Raw genomic sequence first — 25326 nt, forward strand, 5'->3', positions numbered from 1 at the left:
CAGAATAAAATGAAAAATTATAAAATATTGATCGGTATGATCCTGTTGATGCTGGCCGGATGTACAAAACTGGATGAAGAAGTATACGACAAAGTCGATGCGGCAAACTTTCTTACCCGTCGGGATGATGTGATCAGGGATTTCTTACGCCCTTTTGAACACGCCTACTGGAGCATTCAGGGAAATGATGTATATGCGGTGGGTGAAAACAGCACCGATGAAATGGGGACATACAACCGCCAGGGTGATTGGCAAGATGGTGGTTACTACCAGCGGATGCATTACCATACCTGGACACCGCTTGATGGTTTTACCAACGGTGCGTGGAGAAACTTCTACCAGGGAATTGTTTTATCTACCAATTCATTACAGGATATGGAAGGTATTTCAGACCCTTCTAAACTCAATGTGACGGTTGCTGAACTGAACGATTTCAAAGCTGAACTTAGAACACTTCGTGCATGGTTTTACCTTCGTGCATTTGATTTTTACCGCAACATTGAAATTGTAACGGATGTAAAAAACACCACGCAAGGCGGCGTGCAAGCCACCCCGCAGGAAACATTTACTTATATCGAATCAGAACTGAGGGCAGCCATCCCTGATCTTCCGGTTAGAGATCAGCTGGGTGCTAATGGTATAGGTCGATGGACAAAAGCTGCGGCGGCAACATTATTAGCCAGACTTTATCTCAATGCTAAGGTTTATATCGGTACCGAGAAATATGCAGAATGTGAAATCCTTTGCCGCGATATCATCAGCGGAAAATATGGAAGCTACACGCTTGATACCCGTTGGGATGCGCCGTTCGATTATACCAACAGCTCATTAAACTCCGAAGTGATTTACGGATTTCCCGGAACGCTTGCCCGTACACACTGGCAATATGATAGCGGAATGTTCTTTTGGGGAATGACTTATGATGCTGCACCATTGTACTGTGGCTTTACTGATTTTGGCAAGTCTAACCCAAGGTTTGCACTGCAACCCGGCCGTGATGTAGACAGTGTGGAATACACGCATAGTTTAGGAAAACCCTTTATAAAGTTCCAGAAATACCCTGATGACGTTCGCCTGAAAAAGTATAAAAACCTGGGAAACAGCAAACGCGAGGGCATGTTTTTATACGGCTACCTGCCATATACAGCCACTACTAACGGCGTTTCAAGGCCAGATACCGTAAGGGGAAATAAAGGCCCGTATGCACTATTCATTCGTGATCAGGTTGGGTTTTTTCTTGGCGCAAAACCTGGCACTCGGATAGCAGATAAGGAATCGAACATGAACCATGCCGACCATAATTCTGGTGTGTTTCTGGTTAAATACCCGGTTTATCCAACACCTGATCCTAACCGGATTACTTCAGCTTATGCAGAGATCCGTCTTTCGGAAGTGTATTACATGCTAGCCGAATGCCGATACCGTGCCGGTGATAAGGCGGGTGCAGCTAACTTTTTGAACCAGGTAAGGCAACGGAATTATCCAGCCGGTTCAGCCAGTATCTATAACACCAGCGGTGCGCAGCTAACTGACCAGGAAATGCTTGATGAATGGGGAAGAGAATTTGTTGGCGAAAACCGACGTAGAACAGATCTTATCCGTTGGGGTGTATTTACATCCGGTACCTGGTGGGATAAAAAACCTGATGCAGACAACCATACCGAAATCTTTCCGATCGGCAGGGATATCCTGGGTTCTAATCCGAAGTTGAAACAAAATCCCGGATATTAATCACAAAGATTTTTGAATAATTTGGTTTAGTTGGGGGTGTTTTCGGTAAAACGGAACACCCTTTTTTGATAAAACATTAATGTGCGCTACCTGATTAAGATCAAGCCCGATCTAATGATGTGTTTATTTGGGGCAACAAGCCAGCAAACATGAACTTATAGTTGCTTATTCTTTCTAATGCCCCTGTCATTCACCTTTCCATACTGAAGCATTTCAAGTTTTGTACCTCCCTGTGCGGCCAAAGGAAAGATTATCGTTTCCGCCAGATAAATAAAGCCTCGTGTTTAAAGATAATAATAGAAAGACTTCATAAAATCCATCATCATGTTATTATGGATATTGCCATGTAGGGCCAGTACCTGTGGGTCTAACCTGAAAAACCCCTGCAAGGTGGCATTCCCATCAAGTGTCATCTTTTCAAAGCCCATCTCCCAGGATTCGAAATGTCGTGTTTCAATCTGCCCCCGTTTAATCAAGGTAACACCATTGTGCCGGCTATCTTTACTGATATTTTGGAAAAGATCATGCACCTCTTCTTCGGGGCCCTCCAACACCTGGATAAAGCGGCATTGATGCACTTTGTCCAGGTTACCTTCAATATAAGCCAGGCAGCCCGTAATATAATGGGCCTTATTCCAATCTCTGGAATATTTCAAAATTTCGATAAGTTCTGCGGGCTGCATCACAGCGGATGCAATACTGGTATAAATTAAGCGATACATATTCCGGGTTTAAATGATTCCATAGCCTGATACACCTCATAACATAAATGCTTTAGTTTAACAACAACAATAAAAGAGGCAGATGGTTTAAATAGCGGCAATATGCCAGGAGAAAGCCAATGGGAAAGGAAGAAGCCCTGGCAAAGAAGCGGGTTTATTTGCTACCCGGGATCCCATCCGGAAGCCCGGGTAAGCATTAAGATGTCCTATCTTCAGGCATCATTTTATAGTCTAAATCGTCCCGTTGATTTAATGCTAATTAAGTGACTTACGAAAATGGCTAAATTTTGGATCAGGAGAGTATGAGATAAGACATTCAAATGATATTTCAGAAATATAAAGATATAAACACTTCGCACTCCCTCTCCTCTGGGGAGGGCCGGGGTGGGGCTTTTTTTAAACGCTTTTACTTCCACTCCTTAGGCTGAGGCTTTTTAGTAATCTTCCGATAAATAAACATTCTTTCAGACTTAACATTAAGGATACATAGTGTTAAAAGTACACACCTAGCTTTGGCGCAATTAAAGCACTCGAAATAATTTTGTGATGTATTTAACTCAATGCCTATGTGAATCCGCTTCTACATGCCTTTGAATATCACGAGAAAAACAAACCAAACAAAAATCATTACTAACAACTAAGAGATGACATCATTTTCTTTTATTGCAGGTTTAAAACCTACCTGCAGGAAATTGCTTTTGCCTATTGGATTACTGGCCATCAGCAATTCGCCAATCATGGCCGCTAGCCTGTATAAAAGCGATCTGGCCATAGTGAAAACCCGGGCTGCTTTTACCATCACTGGTACAGTGACCGACGAACAACATCAGCCCTTGCCTGGCGTAAGTGTTTACGACAAGAAAAATAAAAAAACCACAGTAACGGATGGCAATGGTAAATATACCATTGCATTACAGGAAGAAACCACTTTGGTATTTAGCTTTATAGGATATACTTCTCAGGAAGTAGGCGTAAATGCTGCCCGTACCTTAGATGTAATTTTAAGAGAAAGCAACAATACCTTAGACGAAGTGGTGGCTATTGGCTACCAGAAAGTAAGGAAATCTGACCTTACCGGTGCCATCAGTAGTGTGAAGGCTTCAGAAATGAACCTCACCTCCCCAACAATAGGCCAGGCCTTAGTGGGCAAGGTAGCGGGGGTACAGGTTTCTCAAACCAGTGGGGCACCTTATTCAGGTACTAAAATCAGGGTGCGTGGCGTGGGTTCCATCAACGCCAGTTCTGATCCCTTATATGTAATTGATGGTTATCCCGCAGGAAATAATGTGTCGATCAATCCCGAAGACATCGAAACCATAGATATTTTAAAAGATGCCGCATCTGCAGCAATTTATGGATCAAGGGCCTCCGGCGGAGTAGTGTTAATCACCACCAAAAGAGGGAAAGACGGAAAAGGTCATTTTGAATACGATGTGCAGGGTGGAGTTTCGCAGCTGTCCAAAAAGATTGATCTCCTGGATGCCAATCAGTTTATCCAGTTACTGATCGATGGACGGAACAACGCCTATAAAGATTTATGGGTCAATTCTGGCAAGACATGGAATGATACCATGTTTGGCGACAGCAATGCTACCCGCATCACCAATGTAGGTAATGGAAGTAGCGTAAGTATCCCTGCCGATCTTTACAATTTCTCTACCCAGCAAGCCATCCCGGCACAATACAATACCGATTGGCAGGATGAATTGTATAGAACTGCGGCTTTCCAGCGTCATAACCTCTCTTTTAACGGGGGAAATAAAGATGTGAAATATTTCATGAGCGGAGGTTATCAAGATAACAATGGTATCGTAACCAATACCAATCAGAAAGTGATCAACTTCAGGGCCAATATCGATGGGAATGTGAGTGAGCGCCTGCGTGTAGGCGCAAATATCGCTTATACACAAAATAACAACCGCGAGGTACAGGAAGGACGATACAATTTAAGTCCGATGATGTCTGCACTGCTATACCTGCCTTATCTTCCGGCACGTGATGGCAATGGCAACCCGATTCAGTTTGGCATGGCTTCTCTGGCCTCCCAGTATGGAATTCAAAATCCCGAAAATCCTTTGGCTACTGTAGAACAGTTAAAAATTACCCGGAAAGGAAGCAGAAGCACCTATAATGCCAATGCCACCTATAAAATTTTAGATGGTCTTGATTTTAAAGCCAATCTGGGTACACAAACTTATAATGAGAAATATGATTATTACTTGCCAACCAGCCTGAGCAATGGCAATAACCCACCATATTCTACTGCATCAGTTACGGCCGCTAATGCTGTAGCAAGAACGCTGAGCCAGACCGATCAGCTGGCAGAATTTACGATGAACTACAGTAAAACTTTAGGCAAGCATAAATTAGATGTATTGGCTGGATATTCTGCACAGAAAACCACCAGTGATACCCTTCGAGTTTCGGCTAAAGGCTTCCAGAATGATTATATAGGAGAGATTTCAGATAAAGGCGCCGATCCAAGCTTTTTTACTTTGGATAATGCCGCAAAAGCAACCAACACCTTACTATCCTATTTCGGTAGGGTAAGTTACAATTATGCGGGCAAATATTTTTTAACTGGAACTTTCCGCCGTGATGGCTCCTCCAGGTTTGGCCCTTTAAACCAGTATGGTAACTTCCCTTCCGTTTCAGCAGGCTGGAACCTTTCTGATGAAGATTTTTACCACAACTTTTTGGGCGAACACTCTACCGTAAAAATCAGGGCGAGCTGGGGTTTAAGTGGTAACAACAACATTCCAAATTATAGAACCCAGCAGCAAATGAGTGCACCCGGCGGCGTGGTGATTGGCAATGCAATTGCAACAGCCATCTGGCCAAACGCCATTCAGGATAAAGGCTTGGGATGGGAATCTACTTCCCAGTATAACTTCGGTACAGACATAGGTTTATTCAAAAACCGCCTCTTTATCATTGCCAACTATTACCTCAGTAATTCTTATAACCTCTTGTTTAATCAACCCATTTCAGCAGTTTCAGGCAGCGCTTCCATCCTCACCAACCTGGCAGACAGTAAGGTGCGCAATACCGGTTTCGATGTTCAGTTAGATGGACGAATCATCCAGAACCATGATTTTACCTTAGGGCTAAGCGGAAACATTGCGTTAAACCGAAATAAAGTATTGGATATGGGTGGTGCGAGTACCATTCTAACCAACGGTGCCGAACGTTCTTACATGACCCACATTACCCAGGAAGGCCAGCCAATAGGCATGTTCTATGGTTTCAAAGTATTGGGCCGAATCACGGCAGACAATCTGGGTAAGGTAGCGCCTTCTGCATCAGCTACCAATCCGGCTAAAATTGGCGATTTGTATTTTCAGGATACCAATGGTGATGGAATTGTAAACGATGCGGATAAAACCATTATCGGTACCCCGTACCCTAAATTCACTTATGGTTTCGCCTTAAACGCCTCTTACAAAACGATTGATTTCAGGGCCTCATTTAATGGATCACAAGGCAACCAGGTATTAGATGGGCAGGATTATTACCTGTATAACTTTGAAGGTTCTGGTAACCAGTATGCCGAGGTGGCAGACCGCTACCGGAATGAAGCCAATCCCGGAAGTGGCTTAAACTATAGGGCTTCACGTGCCGGAACACAAAGTAACAATACTCGCTTATCATCTTTCTATCTTCAGGATGGATCCTATTTCAGGTGTACCAACATTACTTTAGGCTATAGTTTCCCTAAAGCCATTGCCAATACACTTAAAGTGAGCAATATTCGCGTGTATGCAAGTGTAGACAATGCCTTCACCATTACCGATTATAAAGGTTATAACCCTGAAGTAGACTATAATGGCGGTTCGAACTTAACGCCTGGTGTAGATTATGGAAATTATCCACTGGCAAGAAATTACAACCTTGGTATTAAACTGACCTTTTAGAATTTAACAAAATGAAAAAATATATTTTAATAGCTGCCCTGGGTACTACAATTTGCTTCAGTGCTTGTAAAAAAGAATTCTTGCAGCAAGATAATCCCAATGCCGTAACAGTAGATAATTATTTTAAAACAGAGAATGATGTATTGCTTGCCGTTAATGGTGCTTACCAGGCCATGAGGAGTAGCAATACCATAGGTGAGAACAGTGGTTTATTTACCGATGAACGCTCAGATGATACCGGAAGAAACGATAACCAGAGTAATGCCGGCGAACCCTTTCAGTTTAACGATTTTTCGCTGTTGCCAAGTAACTCTTACTTAAAAACACATTGGCTGGCCTTGTATAATTCCATCGCCAGAACCAACGTTATTTTATCCAATATTGATAAAGTTTCTTTTGCCAATCCGGCCACCAAAACCAATTATATAGCAGAAGCTAAATTTGTAAGGGCCATCATGTATTTTGAATTGGTGCGCAAGTGGGGGCCTGTTCCATTGGTGACCAAACAATTGGTAACCACCGATGAAGTAACCGCAGCTACCTTCAGGGTGCCGGAAGCAGACGTATACAATCAGATCGTAGCAGATTTAAAAGATGGTTTAAGCAGCACCCTACCCAACTTTCAGCCAACGGCTGGAATTGGCAGGGCCTCAAAAGCAGCCATCAATGCCTATTTAGGCAAAGTTTACCTCACCATGGCTGCTACGCTTGCAAACAACAAGGCTGAAAATCTCGGTAATGCCAATACCTACCTTTTGGCTGCTTACAACATGAAAACCTTCGGAAACTTATCTGAAATTCCATATGCCGATGTGTTTGATGTAAACAAAAAGACAACCTGTAAAGAGTTGATTTTCCAGATTGCCAATAAACAGGGTGATGTAAACTACAGTTCAAGCATTGCCGCAAATAACCAGGCCAAAGGCGAAACCATCAACTCTCTGAAAGTATCAACCGGTATTGGTGGAAACGTGACATTAGATTTAATTAATGAATACGAAGCTTCGGATCTTCGAAAAGATTTCTCGGTAAAATATGCCAATGATCCTATTGTGAAAGATTGGTTCATCACCAAATTCCGTGATGCAAGTTCACTGGCAACAGCAAACGGCTATGGTGGTAATGACTGGATCTTGATGCGCTATGCAGATGTGATTTTGATGTTGGCTGAAGTGAACATGTTACAAGGAAATGATGCCGCAGCCATCCAGTACCTGGATATGGTGAGAACCCGAGCCGGAATGCCAACTTATGCGGTTTCGAGAGCCAATGCTGCTTATGCAACAGCTTTCCCAACATTGAAACTGGCCCTTCTTCATGAGCGCAGGGTAGAATTTGCTTTTGAACACCAGCGCTGGTTTGATCTGATCAGAAATTTTACAGCCACCGAATTGGCCACTTATTTAAAGGCTAAGCCGCAATCTTCTTTCGGAATTGCCAAGCTGGCGAACGTAACCACTAAAGACAGATTCTTCCCGATTCCTTTCGATGAAGTAAAGCTAGATCCGGCTAAAATGTACCAGAACCCGGGCTATTAATTGTTTGTTTGACCTTTTTATTTACTAAATGGTGGCTGTGAAAACAGTCGCCATTTTATCCATTTCCATAGATTTAAAAAAGATGAAATATAAAACCTGTTTAAAGAAAGGAAGCTATCACCTGCTTTTATTAAGCGCACTGATGCTATCATCATGGGCTGCCTCGGCACAACACCCTGAAAAAAGGCTTGCTGTCCTATTTAGTAAAGACAATAAAGAAATTCTGGTTGCTGCCCACCGTGGCGATTGGAGAAATGCACCCGAAAATTCGATGAAGGCCCTTTTAAATAGTATAGAAAAAGGCTTCGACATCATGGAACTAGATGTTAAAATGACGAAGGATAGCCAGATGGTGGTCATGCATGATCAAACCATCGATCGAAGCACCAATGGAAAAGGCAAAGTGAGTGATTATTCCCTTGCTGAAATCCAGCAGTTTAAATTAAAAAATGGCCTGGGTAGAATTACCCCCCATCGTATTCCAACCTTAAAAGAAATGATGCTGGCTGCAAAAGGTAAAATCATCATCAATGTTGATAAAGGCAATGACCACTTGAAAGAAGTATTCCAGGTTCTTCAGGAAACGGAAACCCTCAATCAAACCATTGTAAATGTAGGTGATAACCTAACCTTTGAGTATTTGAAAAGCCATGAAGTAATTCCGGCACAGGCCTACCTGATGGTTGTGGTGAACATGAAAGGTACAGATGCCCTCCCGATTATTCAAAGTTACCTACCCAATAAAAAAAGCATTATTCAGCCCATTTTCGATACCGATACCCTGAAAAACCTTCAGATGCTGCCCGAAATTGCCAAACAACAGGTGCTTTGGTTAAATAGCTTATGGCCTTCATTAAATGGTGGTCATGATGATGACCTAGCTGTGGAAGAAAACAAAAAGAAGGAAAGCTGGGGCTGGCTAATTGAAAAGAAACCTGCTATTTTGCAAAGCGACCGTCCGGCAGAGTTGCTCCTCTATTTGAAAAAGGCTGGTTTACATTTTTAATATGTTCCTTCTGGCTTTAATGGTTAATAGGGTTTCATTTGCTTATGATCATTTTGCCAGAACAACAGATGGGCAAAAATAATATGGCCGGATCTAATGATGCTCAGGAACAGGCATTCGATGAAAAAGCATTCGAAGACCTTTATCGCCGAATGTACCCCACGTTAAAAAAATATGCGGTTTATTTGGTAAAGGATAGAGAAGAGGCGCAACTCCTATTAAATGACGTGTTCATATCCATCTGGAAAAACAAGGTTATACCCAGCAATGAAAAGGCCTATTTATTCCGTGCGGTTAAAAATGCCTCAACCAATTACCACAAAAAAGCCAGGGTAAAACTTTGGCACATAGACGGTGAGGAAGAAACACCTGAAATAACCGACCTCAAAGAAACACCGGCACAAATCTTCCAGAATAAAGACCGGAACCGCATGCTTTATGCCTTCATAGATCAGATGCCAGAAAGGCGGCGGCTGATCTTCTACCTGTACAGGATTGACGGATTCAGCTATAAAGAAATTGCCAATTTATTGGATATCTCCGTTAGAACAGTAGAAGACCACCTGGTAAAAGGTTTTCAGTTTCTTCAACAAAAAGTATTGAAAAACGAATCAGCGTTCAGATAGGTTACTGCTTAACAATTTATTGATGTAAAGTTAACAACTTGCGGCCCGTAGTGCGGCGCTCATTCTTGTCTTGTAGGTATAAAGGCATTAGAATGGATCAGGAAACCTGGAAATTAGTACTTGCATATGTGGCGGAAAAAGAGCGTGCTGGCGGGCGTAATTTAGAAGTTGAATTACTGGAGCAAAGCCTTAAAGATTGGGCAGGTAATGATCCTGATCGGCAAGATCAATTGGAGCAGGCGCTTAGCCTGTGGGAAGATACGGCGGCTATGCCTGAGGATGATTCATGGCAGGAAAGTTTTGCAGGCATTAAACATCAGCTAGAACCAGCAGAAACAGGAAAAATTAAAAGATTAAAATGGTGGACAATTGCAAGTGCTGCCGCAGTAATTGGCGCACTGGTATTTTTCGTTTTTACCAATCAAAAACAACAGTCTGTCTCAGAAAGCCCAATAACCTGGATAACCGAAAAGGCAGGTGCAGGCAAAATAATCAAAGTATTACTTCCCGACAGTTCAGAAATATGGCTGAATGCCGGCAGTAGCATCAGCTTCCCTAAAAACCTTAATCATGCCGCCATCAGAACCGTTAAGCTAAACGGAGAAGCATTCTTTAAAGTAAAGAGAGACCCCGCTCATCCTTTTGTTGTCAGAAGCCAGAATATTCAAACCAAAGTACTGGGTACCAGTTTCAATATCCGTGCATGGAAAAATGATGGGCCAGAAGTAACGGTACTGACGGGCAAGGTAGCGGTTTCGAAAGATTCTGCGGGTAAACAATCAGTGGCCGTTCATCTCTTGCCCAATCAAAAAGCGATTTATGACTTAAAATCCGATCGCTTGAGTTGTCAGAACGTAGAAGACGCACAGGCATCGATAGATTGGAGCATCGGGAAAATGCATTTCGATAAAACTCCAATGGAAGAGGTGTTCCAAACCATCTCTAGAAAATATGCGGTAAAGATCATTTCCGATCAGTCATTTGACAACTGTGAACTCACGGCAAAATTTAATAATGTAAGCATCAAAGAAGTGTTACGCACACTGGAACTCACATTTGATATCCATTACACCATCAACAAACAAACGATTTATATAAAAGGAGGTAAATGTAATTAAACACAAGCTAAAAGAAAGCTGCAGCATGTTGGCGCATGCCGCAGCTAAGAAATTTTAAATTTTATTTTAACCCATCAAGATTAAAACAAACAAAGTTATGAAAAAGTCAGCAGTGACTAGTCAATTAATTTTTAGCGTCATGCGTTTTTTTACCCTTATTTACATTATGCTCTCTGTCATGCTCTTTGTAGGGCAGGCATCACCGGTAAATGCACAACAACTAAACGTTAAAATAAGCATCAACCTTAAACAAGGAAGCCTAACCACACTTTTCAAAATCATCGAAAAGAAAACAGGGTTCTATTTTGTATACACCAATAAAGACGACATAGATCGGCTGTATATCAGTAATTTAAAGGTTGAAGATGAAACCGTAAGCAGTGTCCTCGGCAGGATATTGCCGCCATTGAAACTCACCTACCTGATCGAGAAAAACCAGATCATCATCAAAAAATCAGTACGGATAAAAGGTAAGGTAACCGATGAAAAAGGTTTGCCACTGCCTGGTGTAAATGTAATCGAAAAGGCAGGCAACAACTCTACCACCACTAATCTTAACGGTGATTATAGCCTGAATGTGACCGACCATTCGGCCACGCTGATCTTCCGGATGATGGGCTACCAAACCAAAGAAAGTTCGCTTCGTGGCGCAACCGAATTAAACATTAGCCTCCTTCCGGATGAAACCGCCCTTTCTGAAGTGGTGGTTACCGCCCTGGGCATTAAACGTGCCGAAAAAGCATTGGGTTATTCTATTGCTACAGTAAAAGGAAGCGACGTAAATACGGTAAAGGAAGTAAACGTAATCAATTCTTTGGCAGGAAAAGTGGCTGGTGTGAATGTGGTGAGTACAGGCTCAGATCCTGGATCAACGTCGTTCATCACCATTAGAGGGCAATCATCTATCGCAACAGATAACCAGCCGCTATTTGTGGTGGATGGTGTTCCTGTAGCACATTCACTCCGTGCCACAACAGAAGTTGGTCGTTCATCAGTTGATTATGGAAGTCCGATAGCAGACATTAGTCCGGATGATGTGGAAAGCATTACCATCCTTAAAGGCGCAAGTGCTGCGGCACTTTATGGCAGCAGGGCAGGAAGTGGCGTGGTGCTTATTACCACTAAAAATGGTTCGGCCAGTAAAAAAGGATTGGGCATCAACTTCAACTCCAATGCCATGTATGATCAGGCCTGGATGTTTCCTCACTTTCAGCACACATTTGGTGGTGGCGAATATACCGATGATCCTGCTTCTTCTACCACATCTGCCTGGGGCCCAAGGCTTGATGTGGGCACCAAACATGTGCAATGGAATAGCCCGCTTGATGCCAGCGGAAAACCAATCGCTACAGATTGGGTATCATATGCCAACAATCCTCAGGATTTTTATGAAACCGGAAGCACTTATACCAATAATATTGCCATCAGCGGAAAAAATGCAGATGGTAATTACCGCTTATCCTATACTAACCTCACCAATAAAGGCATAGTGCCCAACACTGATTTAACAAGAAATACCCTTAACCTTTCTGCAACTTATGTGCTGCATCCAAAGCTGAAAATCAGCACCAATGTAGGCTATGTAAATAACCAGAGTGATAACAGGCCATCAGCCTATCGGGAAAGTGTTACCCAGATGTTGTACTCGCTTCCTCCAAACATAAACATCAATGACCTGAAGAATTACTGGAAACCGGGAAGGGAAAATATCGAACAATTTTCAGCAGATGATTCTGATAACCCATACTTTGTAGCTTACGAACATACCAATGGCTATGATAGAAACCGTTTGACTGGAAATGTGCAGGCCGTTTACGATATCACTAAAGAACTGAGTTTAATGGTGCGTACCGGTTTGGATTTGTACAATGAAACGCATGAAACCAAACGTCCTTTTAGCTCAAAAAGATTTAAATATGGCGGATACGGTATAGACAATTCTTTTTTTAAGGAACAGAATACTGATTTTTTACTCAGCTATAAGAAACTGCTGAATCAGGATTGGTCATTTAGCCTTTCGGCCGGTGGCAACCAGATGAGCCAGACCAACAGAAGTACGGCACAGAAAACTGAAAGCCTGAGCATCCCGGGCGTGTATAACATCAGCAACGCACAGGCGGGTACCATTGTTAATTCACAATACAATTCAAGCAAACACATTAACAGTTTGTATGGCCTGGGTCAGGTGTCATTTAAGGATATGGTTTTTTTAGATTTAACAGGAAGAAACGATTGGTCGAGCACTTTGCCAGCCGAAAACAACTCCTATTTTTATCCATCCGCATCATTAAGTACCATCGTAACAGATGTGTTCAAAATCAAATCTGATGCAATTTCGTTTATTAAACTCAGGGCCAACTGGGCACAAGTAGGTAGTGATACCGATCCCTATCAGTTATACAATACCATTCCTTTTAACCAGGACTGGGGAGATGTAAAAAGGGCAACCATCGAGTTTAACCTGAAGAACAACTTTTTGAAACCCGAAATTGCGACCTCATATGAATTTGGTGGCGACCTGCGCTTTTTTAAAAGTCGCATAGGCATAGATGTAACCTGGTATAAAACCAATAAAAGAAACCAGATTATTAATATCCCAACAACCATTGCCTCCGGCGCTTCTAACCGCTTAATCAATGCCGGGAATATCCAGAACAGCGGCTGGGAAATTGGTTTAAATGCTGTCCCTTTTAATGGTGCCTTTAAGTGGGAAACCAATGTAAACTTTACGAAAAACGAAAATAAGGTGATCGAACTTTCAGAAGGTTTGAAGGAATATTCAATGGGCAGTGCCGATGGTGATAACATCCGTTACCTGATTAAGGAGGGAACTAAAATTGGCGACTTTTATACCCCAAGTTATACCAAAGTAACCAGCGGGCCAAATGCCGGGGCAGCCTTATTGGATAAAACAGGGCATTACATCCGCAACAATGCTGAATATATAAAAGTAGGCAACTATAATCCTGATTTTACCGTAGGCTTCAACAATACTTTTAGCTATAAAAACTTCACCTTAAACGTGTTGTTAGACTGGCGCAAGGGCGGTAATTTTTACTCGTACGTGGTTAAAAGTTTAATTAATGCAGGTTTAACCGATAATACCCTTGCAGGCAGAGATGCAGAAACAGGAGGCCTGGCGTGGACGGATTCGCAGGGCAGAAAACGCAATGACGGGATGATCATTCCAGGTTATATAGCAGATGCCAATGGCAACTTGACGGAGAACAAAATCATTATTGCCGCTGCCGATTTTTATAACAATACCTACAATAAATACTATGAAAGGTTAACCTATTCGGCTTCATTCCTCAAAATAAGGGAAGCCTCATTAACCTACGTATTTGATAAAAAGCTTATCCGCAAACTTCCCATCAGCAACCTTTCCCTTTCTCTGATCGGAAGGAACCTATACACCTGGACAGCCAATGGTTTAGGTTATGATCCGGAAACAACCATGAGTGTTACCGAAGGCTTTAAGCTGGGTGTGGGCCATTGGACTTTGCCTGGCACCCGCTCATTTGGATGTAAACTAAGTTGTAATTTTTAATCTGTATAAAAATGAAATTCAAATATATAACGCTTCTGTTTGCCATTGCAGTGCTATTGGCAAGCTGCACTAAAGACTTTGAAAAAATCAATACCAACCCCAATGCACCAGAAACCACCAATACGGAGTTTTTAATGTCTGATGTATTGGTTTCAACAGCCTACGCCTACCAGGAAAATGCAGTTGGCAGAAGACCAGCTTCGGCAGCGCGCTACCTTACACTGGTGCGCAATACTGGTTACGATTTGCTGGATTGGGGACCAGTTGACTGGGATGATATTTATGCCCGTTTAGCTGTGAACAAAACTTTTTTAGAAACCGCTCAAAAGCGATCAGAGAACCAGTATATCGCCATCAGTAAGATCATGAAAGCCTTTAATTTTGGCTATCTAACTGATTTATATGGAGATGTTCCCTATTCACAAGCGCTTAAATCTAAAGAATCCAATCTGATTTATCCGGAATATGATCAGCAACAAACCATCTATCCTGATTTGTTAAGAGAACTTAAAGAAGCCAACGATATCCTGAAAGGCAATTTACAGGAGATCAACGCCAAAGGAGATGTGATGTTCAAAGGGAAGGCACTCGCCTGGCGAAAGTTTGCCAATTCACTCCGTTTACGCATGTTGTTGCGCATCTCTAAAAACTATGCGCCAGCCTTTACTGAAATGCAGGAGATGGTGAATGATAAAACTGCGTTTCCCATTTTTGAAAGCAGTGCCGATAATGCCGAGATCGCATACCTGGGCAACATTGCCACTTACAGCTGGTCAGGTGGCCCTTTAGCCATGATTGATTTTGACTACTTAAAAACCAAAGTGAGTAAGGAACTGGTAGATCGGCTGATTCAGCGAAATGATCCAAGGTTGGCCATTTGGGTAGAGCCTGTAAAAAGTACGGTTGGATCGACTGTGGATTTTAATAAATATGTTGGCGTACCCAATGCTATTGATGCGCCATCAGCATATAACGGTGGAGAAGATCATGTTTCTGTTTTTTCCTCTTCATTCTTCAGGAAAAATGGAGGTACAACCAATCCCTTATTAAAAGCCAGCCTGGTAACTTATACCGAGCAGTGCTTTATTCTGGCAGAAGCCATGCAGAAAGGTAAAATTACGGTTAGTGGAGAAACAGCAGAATCCATGTACTATAAAGGCATCCAAGAATCGATGAGCAGTTATGCGGTATCAGCAGCTCAAACTTACTACAATCAGCCACTTGTAAAATATGATGGTACACTGGAACAATTAATTACGCAGAAATGGTTAGCCATGTTGTTTAAAGGTTCGGAAGGATGGTTTGATCAACGCCGAACGGGCTACCCGGCTTTTGTAACTGGTCCGCTTGCAGCCGGAAGGGGAATCCCTAAACGTTACATCTATCCAGACTCGGAAAGCGCAAAGAACAAAGCCAATTACCAGAAAGCCGTCTCAGTTTTTGGCGCAGACAATCAGTACACGCTCATGTGGTACCTCAAATAATTTAAATCCTCAATCAAAATTAACATGAAATTCTTTATAAAATCACTTTTAATCACATCAGTAATGGTTGGCGTATGGCTAACAAAACTATCTGCACAAAACTTTAGTCCAAGCCAGTACCCTGACCGCGTAATTTCAACCTGGGCAGGAGATCCTGCAACAAGTCAAACCGTTAACTGGCGTACCGATACGACCATAACGGCCTCGAAAGCACAGATTAAGGCTGAAGACGCTAACCCTGCCTTAGAAACAGCAATAACAAGTTACGACGCAAGTTCGACCTTGTTAAATGGCGGAAACAACTATGAAACAGCAAAGTATCACCATGTTACTTTTGCCAATTTAAAACCAGCAACCGTGTATGCTTATCGGGTGGGATCAGGTGAACACTGGAGCGAATGGTTTCAATTTACAACCGCCTCGGCTAAAAATGAACCATTTTCTTTTATTTACCTGGGTGATGCCCAGAATGATATCCGTTCGAAATGGTCGCGTGTTATCCGTAAGGCTTTTTCTCACCAGCCAGATGCACGTTTTATTATTCATACCGGAGATTTAATCAATCGCTCTAATAACGACAGAGAGTGGGGTGAGTGGCACTACGGTGGTGGTTTTATCAATGGCATGATTCCAAGTATTCCTTCGCCGGGAAACCACGAATATGTACGTGATGATCAGCGAAAGCTAATCTTAGATCCACACTGGGGCGTACAATATACTTTTGCTGGTAACGGACCAAAGGGGCTTGAAAAGTCTGTATATTATGTAGATTATCAGGACGTACGCATTATCTCTTTGGATTCACAAATGATCATTCTGGACGAAGCTTCAGCTAAAGCTGAATATGAATGGCTTGAAAAAGTACTGAAAGAAAATAAGAAGTTATGGACAGTGATTACCTTTCATCACCCCATTTTCTCTACGGCAAAAAGCAGGGATAATAAAGAGTTCAGAGAACGCTTCAAGCCACTGTTTGATCAATACCACATTGACCTGGTATTGCAAGGGCATGATCATACTTATAGCCGTGGGCAGAACTTACCCAGAGGTTTATCAGGCCGTGAAGTAAGTGGACCTGTGTATCTGGTTTCAGTTGCAGGCCCAAAAATGTATCAGGTAGATGGAGCCAAATGGATGGATGTATCTTTAGAGAATACCCAGCTTTTTCAGGTGATTCACGTAGATGGTGGAAAACTTAAATTCGAAGCCTATAAAACTTCCGGCGAACTCTTCGATGCCTTTTCATTACAAAAAACAAATAGAGATCATGCGGCAGCATTTACAGATCTGAACCCAGCTTTAAAGCAATAAAAATTATGGGCTTAAAAAAGAATCTGGCTTTATGCATCATCCTGTTGAGCAGTTTTTGTTTACCTGTTTTTTCACAACAGGTGGCAAAGCCCCTGCCAACATCAAAACATGGTTTCATTGTTATTGCACACCGTGGAAGTCACCTCACCAAGCCAGAAAATACCATCGCTGCTATCGAGGAGGCTATTGCATTGGGCGCAGACTACGTAGAACTAGATCTTCGCACCACCCGTGATGGGCAATTGGTCCTTTTGCACAATGACCGTGTAGACCAGGTGAGTAATGGGAAGGGCTTGATAAAAGATCTTGATTTTGAAGAAGTAAAAAAACTTACACTGAAGGGTACAGATGGCAGCATGCACCAGGTGGCCAGCTTTGCTGATGCATTAAAAACCTGCAAGGGCAGGATTAATATTTATCTGGATTTCAAAGCTGCGGATGTAAATCAGGCTTACAAGGCAATTGAAAAGGCAGGGATGGCAGATCAGGTGTTGGTTTATATCAATGAGCTGCAACAATACTATTCATGGAAGAAAGTTGCGCCGAATATGCCTTTAATGTCGAGTCTGGATAAAGCTATTGGTACAAAGGAAGAATTATTAAAGGCGCTGGATAAAATGCCTTTAGATGCTGTAGATAACATCCCGTCTGAAAATCTTTTACCTGTGATCAGATCTTTAGGAATGAGTGTCTTTCTGGATGTTCAAAAGAGAAATGAAACGCCTGATGATTGGATGAATGCGATGAAAAAAGGCATCCAAGGTATGCAGACCGATCATCCAGAAGAATTAATTAAATACCTGAAGCTGAATAAACTTAGAGACGGGCTGAAAATACCTTCCGGTAAGTAATAAAATTATGGCTACTTAAATTAAACTTCTGGATTTTCTGACGTTTGTAATTGTAGCAGAATAAAAGAATGAATGAAGTCATGGCGCATGTAATTTTTATATGACGCCATGACTTTATTTTTTATTGATATAGACAAAATCTATGCTTTTAAATTAATGTATAGTCTGTTTGTTTTGTTTGTCACACTCATTTTCTAATTACCTGAGCTTAATAATTATTTACTGCTTTTTACACCCCGGTTGGTTACGATTGCCATTTCCTTCCTTACTTTCATGCATTTGAAGAATTCAAGGTTGTCGGTCTCTCTATTTAATCTTAAATCGGAAGGTGCACAGTAAATACTGAACTTTGATCCCTTTGGCTTTCCAATAAAATTTTGCCGCCATGTCTGGATATAATATTATGTGCTAAAAACAATCCGATTCCAAAGCCACTAAAGTATTTTTCATTCTGTCCCTCCACTCTGAAAAAGCGCTCAAAAATTTTCTTTTGATCTTTTTCTTCAATGCCTATTCCATAATCTTTTATGGAAATTAATACCTCACTATCTATTGTTGTTTTCACAGAAATATCAACCCTGTTGCTTTTTGGAGAATATTTGATTGCATTTGCAATCAGGTTGATCAGTACCTGACTAATTCTATCCCGATCTGCGGTAATAAATACCTCCACCTCAGTTTCTAAGTTGAAGAAATATTGCTGGTGGCTTAAACGAAAATCTTCTACCACTTCTTTTACCATCGCATCAATTGCGAAATGATCAACTTTCAAGTCCATCCTTCCGGCATCAATCCGGCTAAGGTCAAGCATATCTCCAATAAGTCCTGTTAGTTGCAAAAGCAGTACATCAATACGGGTTAATGATGCGCTTAGTTTTTGTAGCGAGGGAGATAATGTTTCTCTGGACAATAATCTTAAGGCCAGTTGTACATGTCCTTTAATGGAAGTAACAGGAGTTTTGAGCTCATGACTTAACATACTCACGAAATCACTTTTGCGCTGTTCTTCTTCTTTAATCGTTTGAATGTCGGTTGTAGATCCAACCCACATCATCACCTTTCCTTCTTCATCCAAAATAGGTGATGAGATACTTAAATGCCATATATAGTTTCCGTTAGCATCTTTAAAACGCATTTCCGCAACATGCGGAGTGCCATTAACTGCTGCTACCTCCAGTCCTTTTTGAAAAGAAACAATCTCATCGGGGTGCATCATCTCGTAATAACCAAAATCACGAAGATCCTCAAAACTCATTCCTGTAAAATCCAGCCAGTGTTGATTAAAGAAAGTTCCCATTCCATTCGGCAATGCATTAGAGATCTTAGCAGGCACAAGATCGGCAAGCTTTCTGAAATGTTGCTCACTTTGTTCAATTGACCTGCGGGCATGAACTTGTTCTGTCACATCTGCCGCAACAATCAGGATATCAGATACGATTCCATTCTGTCCCACTACGGGTTGATAGACCACGTTAAAGAAGATTTCCTTTAATTCTCCACCATGATTTAACATGGCGCTGATCTCATTGGCGTAAAAAGGCTCGCCGCTCGTAAATACATCATCCAGTATGCCTAGAAAAGGTTGACCGCTTAATTCTGGTAATGCCTGGGAAAGCGGTAACCCGATGATTTCCGAACTTTTACCCCAAACTTCCAGTATCTTCTGGTTAGCGGTTTCAACAATTAATTCTCTGGCATGTAAAACCCCAATGGCCACAGGTGCCTCCTCGATAAAAAACTTAAATCGTGCCTCACTGGTTGCCAGTTTATTGTTGGCAATGGAAAGTGACTCATTTGCCTGGGTGAGCTCAGCCGTATATTTTTCCAGTAATCGCCTAGAAAGTACCCTTTCTGTAATTTCAAAAGACATCACTAAAACACCATTTCTGTTCCCATAGGCATCAGCAAGGGGTTGGTAGGTGTAGTCTACATAAGTTTCTCTGATAGAACCATCGGGCATGGTAAAAAGTACAGGGCTTTCTTTTACGTCGATTACTTCACCGGTTTCCATCACTTTCCGAAGCTGGCCGGCAAAAGGTTGATCCGCAAGGTCGGGCAAGATATCCAGAAACTTTTTCCCCAGAACCGCTTCTTTATTTTTGTTCCAGTATTTTAGGTTGCTTTCGTTAATCATCTCCACCACCAGGTCATAGCCACGAATCACCACAACGGAAGCAGGTAACATATTCAGGATTTGTTCCAGGTTTCTATTGGCTTCCCTGAGCTTTTCCTGAGAGGTTTGAAGTTCTTCATTAGCGGCATTGAGCTCTTCATTTGTGGCTTCGGCTGCTTCATTTAAAGTGGCAAGTTCTGCAGACAGCCTGAATTTTTCCTGTTCCTGCAATTTGCGATGGGTGACATCACGGGTAATTCCAGATATGGCTACAACCGCTCCATTGGAATCAAATACAGGAGAAAGGATATAGTCATAGGTCCTTTTCCCCAATACCGCATGGGGGAAATCTACCTCTCCGCGAATGGCTTTTCCCGTTGCAATAATTTCATCTATTTCTCGCTCATGCATCTCGGCGTGCCAGGGCTCGTATCCATTTTCGAGCAGGGTTTTACCGACTGAATCCTCCATCCGCTTTCCCCACATTTCAAGCAATGCCTTATTAACATAATTAAAGCGATAATCTAATCCGAATACATAAATGAGGTCTGGTGTATTGGATGTTACGGTTTCATACAACCGCTGTTGCTGTTCAGCCTGGTCTTTTGCCCTCTGAAGTTCAATTTCTATCTCTTTGCGAAAAGTAATGTTTTTGGCTGCCCCAAACCATTCTAAAATATCTCCTTTATCATCTAATATCGGCACTGCTCTTGAAATCGTCCAGCCTATGCCACCATCCGGTTGCAAAACGCGGTGCTCCAGCTCAAACATTGATTTCGTCGTAATTGCTTTTGCTATTGCGGCATTTACCAATTGCATATCATCTGGATGAACATTATGTTCTCTCCAGCCGGTAAGAGGTGCTGATGTACTCTTTAAAAATCCCCGGCCATCCAGTTCGTACATCACTTCCCAGTCTGGACTCACCCGATAAACCACGTCGGATGTTGCGGCTACAAGGGCCGCGAAACGGTCCTGATTCGCTGCGATATCGCTCATATATTTAAATGGTAATAATATTCAAAAAATAATGCAATTAAGCAAATATCATAAATCCATATTGCTTCCGAAATACTTCTTAATATAATTTAAAAAGCATAAACACTCAGTAAAAGGCAGATACGTTTTTATAACACCTAATACAGATTAAGTGTTGCAGTATGGTAAAATAATTTAAGGAATTTCCTCCAACTGCCATAAATTGAAGATTTGATCTGTTTAAATACGCCGCCTTATAAAGGCTAAAAAAGAAAACGGGAATCATCCCTAAGGACGACTCCCGTTTAATCTAAATTAACGCTCTCAGGTATAAGACGGTAATTTTAAAAGATTATTGTATGGACTGAAAATTATTTTAAAAATAAGATATTGATAATAACTTAATCATGTCAGAAATCAGGATATTTCTTTTGTGGTATCGCTATAAGGCCTCTTAGCGTATTATATTTAAATGCGGAGAATAACCTTGATAATCTCCGCATCATTTGCGGAGAATAGGTAAATTTTGTGCTAAAAAAGAAAACGGGAATCATCCCGAAGGACAACTCCCGTTTAATCTAAATTAACGCTCTCAGTATATAGACGGTAATTTTGAATCAATATTGTATTACACTAAAAATATTTTTATTTTTCTTTAAACATATCCTGATAAGGCCAGCCATTTAACTTTATAAAATGAATAAATTTAAATATAAAATCTGTATGCAACATTATTCAACATCCTGCGACTACAAGATAGAAACTGCTAAAACGCCGACTAACTAAACGCTCATTGCCACAAAAAGATAACATATCAGATCAGGAATTGATTTCCCTTTGCCTTCAGGGTAAAGATTTGGGCTATACCGGATTGTACAACCGTTATGCCCGTGGGATTTTTAACTCCATTAGCAGACTGATTACACATAGCGCAGAGGCAGAAGACATTTTACAGGAAACCTTTTTTACTGCTTTCAATGATCAGAAGCGACTAAAGGAAATTAATAATTTTGAAGCTTGGGTAAGGAGAATGGCCATTAACAAATCTATTTCTCACATCAGGCGAAAGAAACTGTTGTTTTCAGATCTTGGCGATCATGAATTCAGGGCGGAAGCTGAATACGACATCAGAGATGATGAAATTTTTGAAAGCCGTGTAGAAGATGTCCGCCGTTGTATTAACGAACTTTCAGATGGATACAGAACAATATTAAACTTGTATCTTTTTGAAAAAATGTCGCAGGATGAAATTGCGCTGATGTTAGGAGTTGCCTCATCAACGGTTAGAACGCAATATCACCGCGCAAAAAAGAAAATTTTAAGTTCACTTAAGGATAAAGCATATTATGAATGATCCGATAAAAGATTTTGTGGAAAAGCACCGGGGAGATTTCGATCATCTGGATGCCCCCCAACTAGACCTTGCCGGTTTAAAAGCAAGATTAGCCCAGGCAAATGATCAAAAACGACATAGGCTTTTAAGCGTAAAATCTACCTGGTGGATGGCTGCAGCCGCTATATTATTGGTTTGTGCTGTTGGTTTTTGGTTCTTTAGATTGGCAAATCAAACCGTAAATCCTGAACAGAATTTTGCTGGCACTCAAGATACCCTGCGTCAGCAAAGACCTCAAAAAACGAAAGCTCAGTCTATGCCTGATCAAAACCCTGCGGCAGTGAAATATGTGGCTGCACCAGTTAAAAAGAATAGGCATAGAAAAATGGTTGGGTCTACTGATCAGCTGAATCAATTGCTTAAGCAATTAAATGACAGCACTTCTTCAAGCTCCCGACTAGCGGCGATTTTAACCATTAAAAAAAAGGAATTGATTAGTTATGATATGCTTAACCGCCTGTCTGGTACCATCCAAAAAGATGGTAATAGCAATGTGCGTTTAGCGGCTTTAAGTGTGCTGGAAAAGTATAAGGAAGATGCCTATGTTTCTAATTTATTGGTATCCAGTTTTAATCATCAAGATGATCCCATGGTACAATTGGTGTTGGTTAACTTGCTGGGTAAAATGCCAAATATTCAGATTGATGAAAAGCTTTATGCGCTGGTGAATGATCCATCTACCTTAGAAGCCGTAAAAGACGAAGCCTATCATATCCTCCTCAAAGAAAATAAACTTTAATAAATATAAATATGAAATATCAACTAATCTTATTATTCACGCTGTTAACCATTGGCCTGTCGGCATCGGCACAAAAACAATACAAGGTTGCCAAGAGCAGCGGTAAAATTAACCTCAATATCAGTGGTGTTATTGTAGAGGGTTATAATGGCAATGAAATTATTTTTTCAATTCCTAAAAATGAAGACGAGGAAACAGATGAGCGGGCGAAAGGGCTGACTGTAATTAACAGTTCTGGTTTTAAAGATAACAGTGGCCTTGGTCTGGATGTAACCGTTAAGGGAGATGAGATTAATGTAAACCCGGTAAGTATAAGCAACCAGACTATGGTGACCATTAAATTACCTCAAGACATTAAACTCTCTTTTACCAACAACAGCAATATGTACCAGGATTCCGTAGTGCTAAAAAATCTGAAAGCTGAAATTAACGTGGCCGTGACTGGTAATGATATTGTGTTATTAAATAATGTTGGTCCGATGAATATCCGTACCCTGCACGGATCGGTAGATGCCACCTTCCCTGCTGAACCTAAAGGTCCAATCTCTATTGTCTCGCTAAACGGACATATAGATGTTGCTATTCCAACTACAGTAAAGGCAAATTTGGATGTTGTTACCAGGTCTGGAAAAGTATATGCGGCCGAAGGGTTAAAAATTGTGCTGAATCAGGTAGCTTCAGAAAGAACAAGTACAGGAACACTTGCTGTTACAAAAGCAGGAACCAACCCGCTATTGGCAAGGTCTTTAACTGGAAATGTACAAGTTAAAGTTACCACTAATGAAAATAATTATTCATATACAACGGGTAATGCTATAAGTGCAGACGGAGAAGTGCTTAATGGGAAAATAAATGGTGGAGGAATTGATTTGATTCTGAAATCAACCCACAACAATATTTACATCAGAGAAAAATAGCTGATCGTACTGTGTTTTTAATTATGATATTTACAAACAAGGGGCTTTTTCTGTGAAAAAAAGCCCCTTGTTTGATTCGGGAGGAGACATACGACTGAAATTTAGATTTCGGAAGAATTTAAAAGCATGTTAGCCAACTTAACCGGGTGCTTAGCTTTACATCACTACTGTAGCTTCCAACTCAACTTTTAACGTTTCGAAAAGACTTTTAACTTCCAACACGGTTGTAGCTTGTTTAATCCCATGTTTAATTACCCAGTCTTGTAGCAGGTGAAAACTTTCAAAGAATGCTGCAAAATCAGTATGGTAAACATTCAAGCGCACAATGTTTTTGCATTCGTAGCCTGATGTTATAATGAGTTGCTCCAGGTTTTGTATGGCTTGGGTTAATTGCGTTTTCATATCCGCGTCACTTGATAGGCCTTCAGCATTAATGGCTGTTTGCCCAGCACAATAAAGTGTACCGTTTACCTGCTTTACTTCCACTGCCTGAACATAATTTCTCTGGTCTTGCCATTTCCAGGGGTTGATGGTTTTGATTTCCATTTCAATTTGTGTTTTGATGCAGCAACCATTGCTACGCCACAAAATTGAAGAATGATGGTACAAATGCTGTTGCGTTACATCACCATTTTGAAGTGATGTTTGTCACACTATCCGGCCAGTCGGCTTAATGTTTCTCTGGAAACACCAAGATAAGCAGCCAGTAAAGATTTCGGCACCCGTTGAAATAATGATGGATACTGTTTAAGCAATTGCTCGTAACGTGCCTTTGCATTGGAAGTAAGCAAGGATAAAATGCGGCGTTGTGCCGCAATATTGCCAAAATGGGCCTTTTCCAGAAAAAAAGATGCGATCTTTTGTAGCTGTGAACAGATTGTTTTATAATCGGCAAGTGAAATATAAAGCACTTCAGTATCTTCAATGCATTCCAGGGAAAAGCTTGCAGGCTGTTGCGTAAGAAAGGCATTAAAATCACTCTCCCACCAATCTTCCATAGCGAAAGAAATGATGTGGCTTTTCCCGCTTTCTTCCTGATAAACAAGCTTGGTAAGGCCAGAAATGATGAAATAAGAATATTTAACCATTTCACCTTCCTGAATGATGAACTGGTGCCTTTTGTATTTCCTGCTTTTGAAATGGTGCTGTACAAAATCAAATTCTTCATCCGTTAAAGTGATTTGTTTTTCGATATGTTTGCGCAGGGTTTCGTACATGAAAAGCTTAATTTCTGAGTCGTCTAAGTTAAGAATTTGGAGTATAGAAATTTAAAAACACCAGGCCAGGCAGCCCATTAATTCATTTTTTTTAATGTAATGATGTTTAAAGCCAAAA

Annotated in this window: 17 protein-coding genes; 13 read left to right on the plus strand and 4 right to left on the minus strand. The window is 41.2% G+C overall.

Annotated features, from left to right (window positions below; translation table 11 throughout):
* The first annotated feature begins 9 nt into the window (after positions 1–9).
* Positions 10–1731 (plus strand): RagB/SusD family nutrient uptake outer membrane protein, encoded by a 1722-nt coding sequence (locus EV200_RS09545; protein WP_208864530.1) that lies wholly within the window; start codon positions 10–12, stop codon positions 1729–1731.
* Positions 1732–2015: 284 nt separating this feature from the next.
* Here the strand turns inward: EV200_RS09545 and EV200_RS09550 are convergent, their stop codons facing one another.
* Positions 2016–2453 (minus strand): BLUF domain-containing protein, encoded by a 438-nt coding sequence (locus tag EV200_RS09550; RefSeq protein WP_132531610.1) that lies wholly within the window; start codon positions 2451–2453, stop codon positions 2016–2018.
* 644 nt (positions 2454–3097) lie between these two features.
* Here EV200_RS09550 and EV200_RS09555 point away from each other — a divergent pair.
* The 9 genes from EV200_RS09555 to EV200_RS09595 all read left to right on the plus strand — a co-directional run bounded on the left by EV200_RS09555 (position 3098) and on the right by EV200_RS09595 (position 17851).
* Positions 3098–6367, plus strand: a complete 3270-nt coding sequence (locus EV200_RS09555; RefSeq protein ID WP_132531613.1) for a SusC/RagA family TonB-linked outer membrane protein — start codon at positions 3098–3100, stop codon at positions 6365–6367.
* 11 nt (positions 6368–6378) lie between these two features.
* Positions 6379–7905, plus strand: coding sequence for a RagB/SusD family nutrient uptake outer membrane protein (locus tag EV200_RS09560; RefSeq protein ID WP_132531616.1), 1527 nt, complete (start codon positions 6379–6381; stop codon positions 7903–7905).
* Positions 7906–7987: 82 nt separating this feature from the next.
* Positions 7988–8911: a glycerophosphodiester phosphodiesterase family protein gene (locus tag EV200_RS09565; protein ID WP_188754114.1), complete on the plus strand. Its 924-nt coding sequence runs from the start codon at positions 7988–7990 to the stop codon at positions 8909–8911.
* A 44-nt stretch (positions 8912–8955) separates the two neighbouring features.
* The gene (locus tag EV200_RS09570) at positions 8956–9537 is read left to right on the plus strand and encodes an RNA polymerase sigma-70 factor (protein WP_229676826.1); all 582 of its coding nucleotides are present in this window, start codon (positions 8956–8958) and stop codon (positions 9535–9537) included.
* Between the two features lie 92 nt (positions 9538–9629).
* Complete coding sequence (locus tag EV200_RS09575; RefSeq protein WP_132531625.1) at positions 9630–10655, plus strand: FecR family protein; 1026 nt, start codon at positions 9630–9632, stop codon at positions 10653–10655.
* Between the two features lie 97 nt (positions 10656–10752).
* Positions 10753–14205, plus strand: a complete 3453-nt coding sequence (locus EV200_RS09580) for a SusC/RagA family TonB-linked outer membrane protein (protein ID WP_188754115.1) — start codon at positions 10753–10755, stop codon at positions 14203–14205.
* Positions 14206–14216: 11 nt separating this feature from the next.
* A complete protein-coding gene (locus EV200_RS09585; protein WP_132531628.1) occupies positions 14217–15689 on the plus strand; it encodes a SusD/RagB family nutrient-binding outer membrane lipoprotein in 1473 nt (490 codons plus the stop codon).
* A gap of 24 nt (positions 15690–15713) precedes the next feature.
* On the plus strand, positions 15714–17000 hold the full coding sequence (locus EV200_RS09590) for a purple acid phosphatase family protein (RefSeq protein WP_132531631.1): 1287 nt from the start codon (positions 15714–15716) through the stop codon (positions 16998–17000).
* 5 nt (positions 17001–17005) lie between these two features.
* On the plus strand, positions 17006–17851 hold the full coding sequence (locus EV200_RS09595; protein ID WP_132531634.1) for a glycerophosphodiester phosphodiesterase family protein: 846 nt from the start codon (positions 17006–17008) through the stop codon (positions 17849–17851).
* Between the two features lie 316 nt (positions 17852–18167).
* Here EV200_RS09595 and EV200_RS09600 read toward each other — a convergent pair whose 3' ends face one another.
* Entirely contained in the window at positions 18168–20963 is a 2796-nt protein-coding gene (locus EV200_RS09600; protein ID WP_132531637.1) for a PAS domain-containing protein, read from the minus strand.
* Between the two features lie 772 nt (positions 20964–21735).
* Between EV200_RS09600 and EV200_RS09605 the strand changes: the two genes are divergently transcribed.
* Genes EV200_RS09605 through EV200_RS09615 form a run of 3 tightly spaced genes read left to right on the plus strand, consistent with a single transcriptional unit; the run spans position 21736 to position 23991 of the window.
* On the plus strand, positions 21736–22296 hold the full coding sequence (locus tag EV200_RS09605; RefSeq protein WP_165877905.1) for an RNA polymerase sigma factor: 561 nt from the start codon (positions 21736–21738) through the stop codon (positions 22294–22296).
* Entirely contained in the window at positions 22289–23074 is a 786-nt protein-coding gene (locus EV200_RS09610) for a hypothetical protein (RefSeq protein ID WP_132531643.1), read from the plus strand. Before EV200_RS09605 ends, EV200_RS09610 begins: the two co-directional genes overlap by 8 nt.
* A gap of 11 nt (positions 23075–23085) precedes the next feature.
* On the plus strand, positions 23086–23991 hold the full coding sequence (locus EV200_RS09615; protein WP_132531646.1) for a DUF4097 family beta strand repeat-containing protein: 906 nt from the start codon (positions 23086–23088) through the stop codon (positions 23989–23991).
* 156 nt (positions 23992–24147) lie between these two features.
* On the opposite strand, the gene EV200_RS09620 is transcribed toward EV200_RS09615, so the two are convergent.
* Together EV200_RS09620 and EV200_RS09625 are read right to left on the minus strand one after the other, a co-directional pair.
* Positions 24148–24537, minus strand: a complete 390-nt coding sequence (locus EV200_RS09620) for a RidA family protein (protein ID WP_132531649.1) — start codon at positions 24535–24537, stop codon at positions 24148–24150.
* Between the two features lie 107 nt (positions 24538–24644).
* Positions 24645–25208 (minus strand): Crp/Fnr family transcriptional regulator, encoded by a 564-nt coding sequence (locus EV200_RS09625; RefSeq protein WP_132531654.1) that lies wholly within the window; start codon positions 25206–25208, stop codon positions 24645–24647.
* Positions 25209–25326: the final 118 nt, after the last annotated feature.

The organism is Pedobacter psychrotolerans (assembly GCF_004340665.1).
Lineage (GTDB): Bacteria > Bacteroidota > Bacteroidia > Sphingobacteriales > Sphingobacteriaceae > Pedobacter > Pedobacter psychrotolerans.